Here is a 13,280-nt window from a genome sequence, read left to right as displayed (position 1 = left end):
GGGTCAGCCCGCCGGGACGGCCGTGGCCCAGACGTCGGCGATCGACGGGTCGTAGCCGACGCCGGTGTCCCGGAACCGCACCCGCACGGCCCCGTCGCCGGTGGCCTCCGGCAGGTCGACGACGAACTGGTAGCTGACCGTGCCAGCCCCGCCCGCCGTGCGCTGCCACGAGCGGGTGTGCGCCACCACCCCGTCCACCACCACCTCGTAGTCCTTCAACTGCGGCCCGTCGTACGTCTCGATCGCCCGCAGCACGAACGGCTCGCCGGGCCGGACGGCGAGGTCGAACTCGAACCAGCCGCCGGGACGGGTCGTGTCGGTGTACCGGCGGGTCAGCCCGGCCTCGCTGCTGGTGGCCGAGTAGGTCGAGGCCGCGAGACGGTGCGCCTGCTCGGACGCCGCGGCGCCGAGGTCGACGTGGTCGTACGCACCCGGCGGCGGGTTGTCGAACCGGACCGGAACCGTGAGGGCACGCCGTTCGGCCGCCGTGGCGCCGGTGGCCACCGTGACCTCCACCGGCCCCTGCGTCACCGACACCGGCGCGGTGAGGACGGTCGACACGGTGGTCTCCGCGCCCGGGGCGAGGTCGTACCCGGCGCTGGCCGGGGCCACCCGCCAGCCGTCCGGCGCGGTGACGGCGAGCTGCCCCGTCACCCGCACGCCGGCCCGGTTGCGCAGCACCGTGCCGACCGTCGTCGCCGCGCCCGGCGTGACGTCGGCCGGGACCGGGGCCGCCGACACGATCTGCACCGCTGGCGCGACAACGATCGTTCCCGCGACGGGCAGGGTGGCCGTGCCGCCCCGGTGGCGGTAGCTGGCCGAGCCGTCGACGGACCAGGTCGCCGGTGCCTGACCGGCGGGGATCCGCAGGTCGTAGCGGTGGCTGACGGTGCCGCCCGGCGCGACCGTGGTGGCCCGCTTGCCGACCGGGGTCACCGTCCAGCCGTCGGGCACCCGCAGGTCGGAGGTCACCCCGGTCAGCGGGTCCCGCCCGCCGTTGGCCACCGCGACGGTGGCGCGTACGACCTCGCCGGGCAGCCGCTCCCCCACCGGCAGGTCGAGCTTGACCACGGCGCCGATCAGGCTCGACGACGCTGCGGAGAGACGCTGGTCGACCCGGGTGAGCAGCCCGGTGAACCGGTCGGCGTGGGCCTGGTCGAGGCGACCCGCCGCGACCTGGGTCCGCAGCCACCGGGCTGTGTCGGCGGCGGTCGCCAGTGCCCGGTGCACGTCCCCGGCGGCGGAACGGGTGTTGCCCGCCAGGTACGCCGTCCGCGCCGCCGTCGTCTCGGCGGACAGTCGGCCGAACCGGCCCCGCAGGTACTCGGCCGCCGGTCGACCCAGCTCACCGGCGAGCTGGTCGGTGAGTGTCACCAGCTCCCGTGCCGTGTCGTTGGCGTCGCCCAGGTCGCCGAGCACCCGGTCGATGGCGAAGGAGTAGCTGCCGGACCCGATCTCGTAGACGGCGACCGTGCCGTCCATCCGGACGAACCGCACACCGTCGGCCCGCTCAGCCGGTCGGCCGCCCTCGGTGACGGCGTTCCGCCCGGGTGCCGGCAGGCGTACCGTCGCCGTGGTGTTCGCCGGCAGGGTGAGGCGCAGCCGCATGTCCCCGTGCTCGTCGAGGGCCCAGTCGCTGCCGATCGACCCGTACGCCGAGCGGTACCTCGCCTTGGCCGAGGTGAGGTCGCCACCCGGCTGGGGGGCGAAGGTGAGGTGCGAGTACCCGGGGTTGCCGGCGTCGGGGGCGATGCCGGCCACGGTCCGGTACATCCAGTCGCCCACCGCGCCGTACGCGTAGTGGTTGAAGGAGTTCATCCCCACGTCGCCGAAGCTGCCGTCGGGTTTGATCGAGTCCCAGCGCTCCCAGATCGTGGTCGCGCCCTTGGCGATCTCGTAACCCCACGACGGGTAGGTGTCGTTGAGCAGCAGCCGGTACGCGACGTCCAGGTGCCCGGTGTCGCTGAGCGCCGGCAGCAGGTCTGGAGTGCCGAGGAAGCCGGTGGAGAGGTGCCAGTCGTGCCGTTGCACGTTGGCGACCAGCCGGTCGGCGGCCTTGGCCCGCACCGGGTCCGGCAGGAGGCCCATGCCGATGGCCAGCACGTACCCGGTCTGGCTGTCGCCCTGCACCGTGCCGTCGGCCGAGACGTACTCATCGACGAACGCCTGCGCGATGTCCTTGGACAACGCCGTGTACCGGGCGGCGTCGGCGTCCTTGCCGAGGGCGCCGGCCATCTGGGCCAACAGCCGGATGCTGTAGGCGTAGTAGGCGGTGCCGACGACACCGGCGGGCGTCGGGTCGTCGAGGTTGAGCCAGTCGAGGTACGGGCCGGCGTTGGTGCGTAGGTTGCCCGAGCTGGTGCTCTCCAGCCAGGACGCGTACCGCACCATCGACGGGTAGTGGTCCTCGACCACCCGGGTGTCGCCGTAGCGCTGCCAGAGCGCGTACGGCACGGTGATCCCGGCGTCGGCCCATCCGGTCGCGCCGTCCCCGCAGCAGGCGCGGGGGGCGACGTCGGGGTAGGCGCCGTTGGCCGACTGTGCGTCCCGCAGGTCCTGCAACCACTTGGTGAGGAACGTCAGGCTGTCCATGTTGAACGTCGCGGTGTTGGCGAAGACGTTGATGTCTCCGGTCCAGCCGAGCCGCTCATCCCGGGCCGGAGTGTCGGTGGGGATGGACAGGAAGTTGCCGCGCTGTCCCCAGGTGATGTTGCTGTGCAGCTTGTTCACCATGGCGTTGGAGGTCTCGAACTCGCTGGTGAGCTCCCCGTCGGTGTGCATGACCAGGCCGGTCACCGACGACAGGTCGGGGGTGCCCGGATAGCCGGTCAGCTCGACGTAGCGGAAGCCGTGGAAGGTGAACGTGGGCTCGTAGACCTCCGCCCCGCCGCCGCGCAGCGTGTAGTGGTCGGTGGCCCGGGCCGAACGCAGGTTGGCCGTGTAGGCGGTGCCGTCCGGGTTGAGCACCTCGGCGTGCCGGATGCGGACCGTGGCGCCGGCGGCGCCGTCGACCTTCAGCCGGACCTTGCCCACCATGTTCTGGCCGAGGTCGAAGATCCAGGTGCCGGGGGTGGGCTGGGTCAGCGCCCGGGCCGGCAGCTCCTGGGTGACCCGCACCGGCGGGTCGACCTGGGCGACGATCCGGTCGGTGGCGTCGACGTCGTCGACGGTGGCGGGCGACCAGGCGGAGTCGTCGAACCCGGGACGGTCCCAGCCGGCCGGCAGCAGCCGCGCGTCGTAGGTCTCACCGTGGATCAGGTCGCTCTGCACGAACGGCCCGGCCGTGGCACGCCACGAACCGTCGGTGCCGATCGTCGCGCTGCGCCCGTCGGTGTAGTCGATCAGCAGTTGCGCGCTCAGGTGCGGCCGGGAGCCGTAGATGCCGCTGCCGAACCAGGCGATGCTGCCGGCGTACCAGCCGTCGCCGAGCAGCGCGCCGAGAGCGTTGTCGCCCGAGCGGAGCTGACCGGTCACGTCGTACGTCTGGTACTGCACCCGCTTGGCGTAGTCGGTCCAGCCGGGTGCCAGTTCGTGGTCGCCGACCCGCTGACCGTTGAGCGACAACTGGTAGACACCGAGCGCGGTGGCGTAGATCCGGGCTCGGGCGACCTTGCCGTCGACCCGGAAGCCCCGACGCAGCAGCGGATTCGCGTCCAGCGCGGTGAGCATGGCCTCGGTGTCGCCGCTGACCCGCAGGCCGCCCTCGGTGGCCGTGCCCGCGCCGAACGGGTTCGCGCCGTCGGTGAGCGGCGCCGCGAAGAGGGTCTCGCTGCCGCTGGTCACCGAGAAGTCGGAGAACACGCCGGTCTCCAACCCGTTGGTACGCAGGCCGACCGAACCCGCCCGGTGCGCGGTGCTCTGGGTGACGTCGACCTGGGTGCCGTCGACCCAGGTGGTGATGGTGTCACCGGATGCGGTGATGCGCAGGGTGTGCGGTGCGGTGAGCTTGTCGGCCGGTACGACCCCGCCGAGCGGCACCTCCTTGAGCAGGGTCCAGGCGCCGTTGACCCGTACGTGCGGGCGCAGTTTGGCACTGCCGCCGGTGCTGGAGAACTGCCACATGTACGCGTTCGCCGGGCCGCTGGCGCGCAGGTAGATCCCGGCCGCGTCGCGTTCCAGCCGTACCGTCGTCTGCACCGTGTAGTCGGTCCACGACTCGGTGGGCGACGGCATTCCGATCCAGTCGGCCTGCCAGCCGTCGCCACCCCGTACGCCGGTCTCCCAGGACGCTGGCGCGCTCCACCCGGAGGCGCGGCCGGCGGCGTCCCAGACCCGGACCTGCCAGGCGTACCGGGTCCGTGGTCGTAGCTGCGGGCCGGCGTACGGGACGAGGGTGCTCTCCCGCGACCGAACCCGGCCACTGTCCCAGACGTCGGCGTCACCCAGCCGGCCCGGGCTGGTGGCGACCCGCACCTGGTACGACTCCTGGAGCATGCCCCGGGCGGTGGCTTCGATCCGCCAGCCGAGGCGGGGCTTCGCCACGTCCAGCCCGATCGGATCGGTGGCCCGTTCCGTGGTCAGGCCGGTCGCCGTCAGCGTTGGGGCCGCTGGCTTGGCGGCGGCTGGGCCCGGCACCACCATCGGCGTCAGGCCGAGCAGTAGCACGAGAAGCGAGGAGAGTGCGGCGCGGCGCCGCGTCGTGCGCATCATTCCAGTCCTCATCCTTTTGTGGTGTGGTGGCTGGGCCGATGGACGGCCCCGAACGGGGAGTCAGCGGGGCTGGGCCGCCGGACCGGCGACCGGGTGGAAGCTGGACCGGCCGGAGCCCACCTGGAAGACGGCGCGACCGTCCTCGATCCCGACGAAGGTGGCCTTGCTCGGACCAGCGGCCCGGTAGGACTTTCCGGGGGTGACGGGCAGCGCGACCCGGGCGGTGGCGTTGACCGGCACGTCGAGGTCGACGCGGAGGCCCACGCCGGTACGTCGCCAGTCGAGACGGACCGGGCCGCGCTGGGTCGGCACCGTGCCGCTCGCCCGGTCGAGCCCGACGGCGGGCGGGACGACGTCGACCACCGCGGCTCCCGGGCTGGCGGTGCGAACGCCGAGCAGGGTCTCCTGCACGTCGACCACCGCCTGCGCGCCCCAGCCGTGCGACTGGCTGAAGTTGCTGCCGGGATCGAGGGTCCAGGCCTCCCAGGTGAAGGTGCCGCCCTGGGCGAGGATGTTCGCCCAGCCCAGGTCGTCCGGGTTGGTCAGCAGCCGCAGCACCGCGTCGGGCCGGTCGGCGTCGGCGAACGCCCGCAGCAGCCAGTGGGCGGTCATCGGCCCCTGCTTCATGCCCATCGACGCGACGTGGTCGGCCAGCGCCGGCAGGTCGACCCGAGGGGCCAGCCCATGGGCGATGGCGTACGACGTGGCGTGCTGCCCGGCGTGGCCGCTGCGCTCGCCGGTGGCGGACAGCCCGTCGACATAACTGCCGTCGGCGGCGCGCAGCGCGGTGTTGACCGCGTCGGTGAGGTCGGCGGCCCGCCCGTCGTACGCGGTCACCTCCTCGGCGGGCCGACCGAGGGCCTCGGCCATCCGGGCGGTGGTCCGCAGCACGTCGACGCCTTGAGCGTTGATGGTGGTCCGGGCGGCGGTCGTCATGTCGTAGCCGAAGCGGCCGGGTTCGGGCCAGTCGATGATGCCGTAGCGGTAGGCGCCGCTCCCGCCGGACAGGTCGGTGACCAGGCCGGCGGTGGGGCCGGTGGCCGGGATGTGGCGCAGCACGTACTCGGCGGTGTCGCGGATGGCCGGGTACGCCTCGGCCAGCAACTCCCGGTCGCCGGTCTCGGTCCAGTACCGCCACACCCAGTCGACGAACATCAGCGAGTAGTCGGGGATGTCCCGCTTGCCGTCGCCGTTGGGGTAGACGGCGTTGTAGCGGCCACGGTCGGCCTCGGCGGTCCAGTAGCGGGCGGCCGAGCGGAGGAACTCGCGGATGGCCTGCTGGGTGGCGTCGCGCTCGCCGAAGGCGGCCATCGTGGCGTACGAGATGTTCGCGGCGTCGCCGAGGAACTGGCCCTTCTCCCGGGTGGGAGTGTCGACGAACGCCTCCTGCACGGAGTAGATCGCGGACCGCTTCATCATCGTCCACACCGCGTCGAGGGTCGCGTTCGAGCTGGTGAAGCTCGCCTCCCGACCGGCGGGGACGTCGGTGTGCACCACGACGGCGGAGACGTCGCGCGCCGAGATTTCCTCACCGGCGCCGGGGATCTCCAGGTAGCGGAAGCCGAGGTGGGTGAAGGCCCGGAACTCCTGCGACCCGTCCTTCTGGAGGTAGGGGAAGCTCATGTTCGTGCCCTGAGACTCCAGGGTGGACGTGGCGACCCGGCCAGTGTCGGTGAGGGTGTAGCCGGCCCGTAGGTCGACGGTGCGCCCGGCCACGCCGGCGTCGAACCGGACGACCGGACGGGCGGGGATGACCACGCCGAAGTCGGCGACCACCGTGCCGTCGACGGCGGTGCGCAGCGCGACCGGCGCGACGCTGGTCTCGACCAGCCGGGTCTCCTGCCCGATCAGGTGCGGAGACGACGCGGTCGGATGTGCACCGAGCACCTCGGCGGCGGTGAAGCCAGCGGCATTGTCGTCGTAGCCGGGCCGCATCCAGCCGGCGACCTCGGCGCGGGCGTCCTGCCGCTCGACCCGGTCACCCTCGCCGTTGCGGCGCTCCGCGTTCGCCACGAACTGCGTGTCCCGGGCGACCCGCCAGGAGCCGTCGGTGGCGTACACCTCCCGGGTGCCGTCGGCGTGCTCGACGACCAGCTTCACCAGCAGGCCACGGGCACCGGTCGGGCGGCCCTGGCCGCTGCCGTACCAGTGGTAGCGCACCCCGATCACGAGCGGCTTGCCGGCTTTCACCAGCCTGGTGACGTCGGCGGCCTGGTAGTAGTCCTCCCCCGGGTAGGCGAAGGAGGTGCCCCGGTCGGCGCGGGTGCCGTTGAGGTAGAGCTCGTAGGTGTGGTCGGCGGCCGTGTAGGCGCGGGCCCGGACCACGCGGCTGGCGTTGGGGCGTACCTCGGTGCGGGCCAGCGTGTAGTCGTCGGCCTCGGTGCTGACGCGCCGGATCCAGCTCGCGCCCTCCCACTGGGTGTCGGCGATGCCGGTCTCGAAGGCGCCGGTCGCGGGCGGGGACTGCCGGTCCGTGCGGTCCCAGGTGCGGACCGTCCACTCGTACGCCGCGCCCGGGCGCAGGGCAGGCCCCGCGTACGCCACGTAGGACTGCTGGTCGGACGCGACCTTGCCGGAGTCCCAGACCCGGTCGCCGCCGGTTGCGGTAACGGTGATCCGGTACGCGGTCTGCGTCTCACCGGGATCGGCGTCCCGGGGCAGCCAGCCGAACCTCGGGACGCCCTCGACGTTGAGCGGGCGACTTCGGTCGCCGACCGTCAGCGAGACCGGTGCGCCCGGCGCGTGGCCGCGGGATGCCAGCGCAGGTGGGGCTCCGGTGAGGACGACCGCCACGACCGTCGTCGCTGCCAGGAGCACCGCTGTTCGGCGCCGTCGAGCCGCTGGCTGAAATCCGAGAATATGACGAGTCACGCGGGCCTCCGCTCAATGAATCGTTTCAGGCAGGCTACGCGCTCGTTGTGGCCAAGTGAAGATGTTCACTGCGGTCGGTTCCGGCCGCGCCGGAAACTGTTATCCCGGTCCGGCCGGCCGGTCTCCTGAAAGGAGGCGTTGGCGGGCTTCCCCGTCACCGCCTCCCAGACACGACCACGTGAAGGAGACGAGACGATGCACGGACCCGGTCAGGGTGGAGCCGACACCGGAGCGGTGACCAGGGGCACCCACGCGAAACGTCGACGCGGGCTGCGCGGCCGCCTCCCGCTCGGCGCGACGCGTGTGCTGTGGCCGATCTCCGTGGCCGCCGTGGTCGCCGTACTGGTGATCGGGGTGCTCGTCGTGGTCCAACCGACCGGATCCGCACCCGCCCCGGCCGCGACGCAGGCGGTCGATGCCAGGGCATCGACGACCCCGCCGGCCAGCTCACCCACCGCCACCTCCCCCGCCGCCCCTGCGACCCCGACGGCGGCCCCGACCACCCCGACGCCGAAGCCGACGACCGCGCGCCCGGCCGTCCCGGCGGCGCCCGGGGTGACCTCGAAGAAGAAGGGCGTCGGCGTCTGGACGTTCGACGGCGTCAGCCAGGCACTGGCCAACTCGACGGCCAGTTGGTACTACACGTGGAACGTGGGCCACCAGGGCGTCACCACCCCGAAGGGCAGCGAGTTCGTCCCGATGATCTGGGGGGCGAAGAGCGTCACTGCCAGCAACCTGCAACAGGCCAAGCGGAACGGTCGACAGCTGCTCGGGTTCAACGAGCCGGACATGGGCGGCCAGGCGAACATGAGCGTCGAACAGGCGCTGGAGCTGTGGCCGCAACTGGAGGCGACCGGCCTCCCGCTGGGCAGCCCGGCGGTGGCCTGGGGCGGGGACCGGCCCGGCGAATGGCTGGATCGATTCATGTCCGACGCGAAGGAACGCGGCTACCGGGTCGACTTCATCGCGCTGCACTGGTACGGCGGCGACTTCACCACCGCCAACGCCGTCAACCAGCTCAAGTCGTACCTCCAGGCGGTCCACGACCGCTACCGGCTGCCGATCTGGCTCACCGAGTTCGCCCTGATCGACTTCTCCAACGGCGTCCGCTTCCCGAGCCAGGCACAGCAGGCCGCGTTCCTCACCGCGGCGACCCGGATGCTGAGCGGGCTGACCTGGCTGCACCGGTACGCCTGGTTCGGCCTGCCCGCCACCGACAAGGACCAGACCGGGCTCTTCCGTACCGGCAGCGCAGCGACCGCCGTCGGCCGCGCCTACCAGTCCGCGCGCTGACTCGGGCTACGTCGGGTTGACGTGGTTCCGCCACGAGTGGCGCGGCTCGTAACCCAGCACCCGTCGCGCCTTGTCGATGCTGAGCAGGGTCTCGTGCTCGCCCAACTCCTTCCGGACCTCGACGGCCGGGTAGACCTCGGCCATCAGGCTGGCACTGGACCGGCTCATGACCGTGTCGGCGTTGGCGATGATGAAGACGTCAGCGCCGGGCTGGTCGTAAGCGAGTGCCCGCTCGACCGCCTGGGCCCCGTCGCGGGCGTCGATGTAGCCCCACAGGTTCCATCGGCGCAGCTGCGGGTCCGCGTCGAACGAGGGGAACGGTGCGTAGTCCTCGACGTCCATCACGTTGGAGAACCGCAGGCCCACCATGACCAGCTCCGGGTCCCAGCGGCAGAAGTGCCGCGCCATCTCCTCCTCCAGCGCCTTGTTCAGCGAGTACGTCGACTCCGGTCGCGGCGCGTACTCCTCGTCGACCGGCGCGTACGGCGGCGGGGTGTCGAACGGCAGCCCCAGCACGGTCTCACTCGACGCCCACACCACCCGCTTGATGCCCGCCGCCCGGGCCGCCGCGAAGACGTTGTACGTCGCGGCAGAGTTGTTCGCGAAGGTGGTCGCGTTGGACTGGAGCCCGGGCGCCGGGACCGCCGCCAGGTGCACGATCGCGTCGACGCCGCCGGCGTGCTCGTCGGCGCCGCCGGTGAACGCCTCCACCACCTGCCCGTAGTCGGTGAGGTCGACCAGGAGGAACTCGCCGTCGACGTCACGGGGGTCGCGTCCGCCCGCGCGGTCGACCGCCAGCACGTCGACGCCCACGGCGCGCAGGTGCGCGACGACGGCGCGCCCGAGCTTGCCGGTGGCACCGGTGACGACGACGCGGTTGGGCAGTGCGGAAACGGTCATGACCACATCTTCTCCGGCGTGGTGCGACGCCTCGCACGCGGGTGCAGCCCGCCTGGTGACGACAGGCACCGCTCGGCAGACACCGACTATCCGGCTGTCAGCTGCCCGACATCGAATGGCATCGATCTTTACCCATTGGTAGCTTAGCGAAGTTCGTCGATGCGGGACCGAACTGCTCAGGGCACCTGTGTGCCGTGCGGCAACCGGGCTCGGTGGCGTCCAACGGCACCATGTCCACCCCGTCGGCGACCCGTCCATCGGAGCAACGCCGCACCACGGGGAGGGCACATGCACCACCGCACGTCACCGCGTCATCGTACGAGGGCCTGGTTTTCCAACGCCGCCGCGGCACTGGTCATCGTCGCCGTTGCCGGAACACCAGCCACCGCCGCACCGGCGTCACCGGCCTCGGGGAAGACCGGCGCGCAGTGCGCGCCGACATCCTCAGAGTGGCTGCGCTGCGTGACGGTCACCGCGGCACTCGACCGGGCACCGGCCACCGGGCAGACCGCCGCGCGGCCAGGACGGCCACGAGGTCGGCGACCTGGCGCTCGGATCGCTGTTCCAGAACACGATCGACTACGGGTTCCGCCGAGCGTTGACCGACGGTTCCGAGGTGACCGCCACGACGCCGCCGAACGACCAGAACTTCCGGTACGACACGCGGCACGAGGCATGGTCGGTCGTCGCGGTCCGCCCGCCAACGGGCGGCGACGACGACGTGACGCTCTTCGACGACCGGGCGCAGACCCAGCGGCTGGAGGAGAGCCTGCTCGGCGTCGACGTGACGGACTTCGTCGCGGTCGACTCCACGGCCGGGCGGCGCCCGCTCGGCGACTACTACCCGCGGGTGCACCGGGTCACCGGCACGGGGGCGTACACAATCGAGCTGGCCGACAGCGGCCAGACACTGGTCGACACCGCGAAGCGGCAGATGGGCACGGGTGACGTGGCCGCGATCTGGAACTCCTGCCTCACCGCCGGCCAGCAGGTGACATTCACCGTCACGCCGGGCGACCCGAGCCAGGACGCCGAACTGTTCGTGGTGTCCTCGACGGCCGGTGCGCCGGCCACGTACGTACGGGACCGGGCCAGCGCGGCGGCCGCGACCGGGGCCGGGACGGGCCAACCGGAGTCGCTCGCATACACGGCACCAGCCGACGGCTGCGTCGGCGTGATCATCGTCAACCGAGCGGGCAACGGCACCTACACGCTGACCCGTTCCTGATCAGGTGAGGTTCCGGCGGGTACCCAATCTCGGGTGCCCGCCGGAACCCGTACCGGCAGATGGAGCGTCCAACGGTGATGACCCGACGTCTGCTGCTCTGCGCGGTCCTCCTCCTCACTGCCTGCGGTGACCGACCGGCAGCCCGGCCACCGACCGGCGCGGACACCGTGATCGCCGAGGTCGACCGGCACGGCGGTTTCGCCCCCGCCGCCGAGCAGTGGGCGCTGCCGGCGCTCACGCTCTACGGCGACGGCACCGCCGTGACCCGAGGTGACGACCGGGGTGCGCTCCTGACGGGCCATCGCCGGACGCTCTCGGCGGCACAGATCGACGCGCTGTTCCGGCGGGCGGACGACGCGGGCCTCTTCACGGAGCGCGACTATCCGCAGGACGTCACCGACGCGGCCCTGCTCACCGTGCGCTTGACCACGACCGGCGGTACGTACGAGACGACGGTGACACAGCCGTCGCCCGACGAGGGCGGTGACCGTGGCGAGGTGATCGCGTTCGCCAAGGCCGCTGCGGCCTCCGGCGTCGACGCCGGCGAGTACCTGCCGCAGCGGGCGGCGGTGCTGGTGGTAGCCGATTCCGAGGACGACTCCGACGTACGGCCCTGGCCGCTGGACGTGCCCCTGTCCGCGATGGACGGCGCACCCCAGCGGCCCTGCCACGTGGTCGACGGCGCGCCGCTGGCGCCGCTGCTGGCCGAGGCCGGCGCGGCGCGCGGCGAGACCCGATGGCAGGCCGAGGGACACCGGGTACGCCTGGTGGTCCGGCCGCTGCTGCCGCACGAGCGGACCTGCGCGGACCTCCGCTAGAAGGGTCACGACGTTGTCGGCGTGTAGCTCGGCCCCGGTGAGGTCGGGAACGACACGGAGCGCCACCGATTGGTAACGTGGCGACGCTCCCGGCGATGATGGCCGCGCCGATGTCCCTGGGGAGGGCCGACATGTGGGCGGACGAAGCTGCGTTGGACGCGGCGGGCCGTCGGCTCGACGAGTGGGAGTCGTCCCTCGCCGAGCCCCGCCCAGTGCGGACATGTGCAGACGTTCGTGCAGGGTCAGCTAGCGAAGCGACCGGAAGGCGGCGCGAAGCTCTTCGGAAAGAAGTTGCGGCTGTTCCCAGGCGGCGAAGTGCCCGCCCTTGTCGAGCTTGTTGAAGTGGATGAGATTGGGATACGCCTGCTCCGCCCAACTCCTCGGGGTCTGATACATCTCGTCGGGGAAGACGCTCACGGCAGCCGGGACGGAGACGCCCTTGGCGGAGAAGAAGGAGAGCTTGTTCTCCCAGTAGATCCGAGCCGCGGAAGCTCCCGTGTTCGTCAGCCAGAAGAGCGTGATGTTGTCGAGGACGTCGTCCCGCGTAAGGCCGACGGGTTGTCCGGCGAAGGCCTGGCAGATCAGCTCCAGGCTGGCGGCGTCATGGTCGATCATGTAGCTCGCCAGAGCGATGGGCGAGTCCGCGAATCCGGTCAGTGTCTCCGGGCGCGTCCCCATCATGGCAGCGTAGGCGGAGTGCTTCCAGAAGAAGTTCAGCTGCTCGCACGCCCGCTTTTCCTCGTCGGAGAGGTTCGACGGCAGCGAGGCCAGCGCGTTGCCCGCTCCGGTGATGTCGGACTGGAGCAGCGTATCGATGTCGGGCGGAATGATACCCGGCATGTTGGTGTGAATGCCGAGCAGTTCCGGTGGCGCCTGCAGACCCATGACATCCGTGATGAGCGCACCCCAGTCGCCGCCCTGGGCCACGAATCGCGTGTAGTCGAGGCGCTTCATCAGCTCGATCCAGGCGCCTGCGATGCGCTCGGGGCCCCAGCCGGGCGTGCTCGGCTTGCCCGAGAAACCGAAGCCGGGCAGCGATGGAATCACCAGATGGAAGGCGTCCGACGCGTCCGCGCCATGCGCCGTCGGGTCGGTGAGCGGACCGACGATCTTCAGCTGCTCGATGACCGAGCCCGGCCAGCCGTGCGTGACGATGAGCGGCAGCGCGTCCTCGTGCTTGGATCGGACGTGGATGAAGTGGATGTCGAGCCCGTCGATCTCGGTGATGAAGTTCGGCAGGGCGTTCAGCCGCGCCTCGACCTTGCGCCAGTCGTACTCCTTCTCCCAGTAGCGCGCGAGCGCCTGGCTCGTTTCGAGCGGCACGCCCTGCGATTGATCGTCGACGGTCTGCTTTTCGGGCCACCGCGTGGCCGCGATGCGCGCACGCAGCGCCTTGAGGTCCGCCTCGGGGACCTCCACCCTGAACGGCCGGACCCCTACGTCCGGTCGCGCTTCCGTCTTGACAGCCATGTGGGCCCCTTTCCGTTTCGAGCTCATTGGAGGTCGAGCAGGGCTTCTGC

General features: G+C 71.7%; 8 protein-coding genes. 3 read left to right on the top strand and 5 right to left on the bottom strand.

The window, feature by feature from the left end:
* Positions 1-3: 3 nt before the first annotated feature.
* A complete protein-coding gene (locus OG990_RS07285; protein WP_406079486.1) occupies positions 4-4,650 on the bottom strand; it encodes a family 78 glycoside hydrolase catalytic domain in 4,647 nt (1,548 codons plus the stop codon).
* Between the two features lie 60 nt (positions 4,651-4,710).
* The gene (locus OG990_RS07280) at positions 4,711-7,467 is read right to left on the bottom strand and encodes a family 78 glycoside hydrolase catalytic domain (protein ID WP_406079485.1); all 2,757 of its coding nucleotides are present in this window, start codon (positions 7,465-7,467) and stop codon (positions 4,711-4,713) included.
* A gap of 249 nt (positions 7,468-7,716) precedes the next feature.
* Between OG990_RS07280 and OG990_RS07275 the strand changes: the two genes are divergently transcribed.
* The gene (locus OG990_RS07275; RefSeq protein ID WP_406079484.1) at positions 7,717-8,814 is read left to right on the top strand and encodes a glycoside hydrolase family protein; all 1,098 of its coding nucleotides are present in this window, start codon (positions 7,717-7,719) and stop codon (positions 8,812-8,814) included.
* A 6-nt stretch (positions 8,815-8,820) separates the two neighbouring features.
* On the opposite strand, the gene OG990_RS07270 is transcribed toward OG990_RS07275, so the two are convergent.
* Positions 8,821-9,714, bottom strand: coding sequence for an NAD-dependent epimerase/dehydratase family protein (locus OG990_RS07270; protein WP_406079483.1), 894 nt, complete (start codon positions 9,712-9,714; stop codon positions 8,821-8,823).
* A 311-nt stretch (positions 9,715-10,025) separates the two neighbouring features.
* Positions 10,026-10,187: a hypothetical protein gene (locus OG990_RS07265; RefSeq protein ID WP_386982893.1), complete on the bottom strand. Its 162-nt coding sequence runs from the start codon at positions 10,185-10,187 to the stop codon at positions 10,026-10,028.
* A gap of 143 nt (positions 10,188-10,330) precedes the next feature.
* Here OG990_RS07265 and OG990_RS07260 point away from each other — a divergent pair, with 143 nt between their 5' ends.
* Complete coding sequence (locus OG990_RS07260) at positions 10,331-10,942, top strand: hypothetical protein (protein WP_406079482.1); 612 nt, start codon at positions 10,331-10,333, stop codon at positions 10,940-10,942.
* A 74-nt stretch (positions 10,943-11,016) separates the two neighbouring features.
* Positions 11,017-11,760: a hypothetical protein gene (locus OG990_RS07255; RefSeq protein ID WP_406079481.1), complete on the top strand. Its 744-nt coding sequence runs from the start codon at positions 11,017-11,019 to the stop codon at positions 11,758-11,760.
* Between the two features lie 246 nt (positions 11,761-12,006).
* Here OG990_RS07255 and OG990_RS07250 read toward each other — a convergent pair whose 3' ends face one another.
* Positions 12,007-13,230 (bottom strand): epoxide hydrolase family protein, encoded by a 1,224-nt coding sequence (locus OG990_RS07250; RefSeq protein ID WP_328415584.1) that lies wholly within the window; start codon positions 13,228-13,230, stop codon positions 12,007-12,009.
* Positions 13,231-13,280: the final 50 nt, after the last annotated feature.

The organism is Micromonospora sp. NBC_00858, assembly GCF_045207365.1.
Taxonomy (GTDB): Bacteria; Actinomycetota; Actinomycetes; order Mycobacteriales; family Micromonosporaceae; genus Micromonospora.
Note: the sequence above shows the minus strand (reverse complement) of the source record. Positions and strands in the feature narration are given on the sequence as shown.

Excerpts from the sequence above, each read along its gene's own strand:
- OG990_RS07285 (WP_406079486.1), bottom strand. The coding sequence starts at position 4,650 with ATGATGCGCACGACGCGGCGCCGCGCCGCACTCTCCTCGCTTCTCGTG.
- OG990_RS07275 (WP_406079484.1), top strand. The coding sequence starts at position 7,717 with ATGCACGGACCCGGTCAGGGTGGAGCCGACACCGGAGCGGTGACCAGG.
- OG990_RS07270 (WP_406079483.1), bottom strand. The coding sequence starts at position 9,714 with ATGACCGTTTCCGCACTGCCCAACCGCGTCGTCGTCACCGGTGCCACC.
- OG990_RS07250 (WP_328415584.1), bottom strand. The coding sequence starts at position 13,230 with ATGGCTGTCAAGACGGAAGCGCGACCGGACGTAGGGGTCCGGCCGTTC.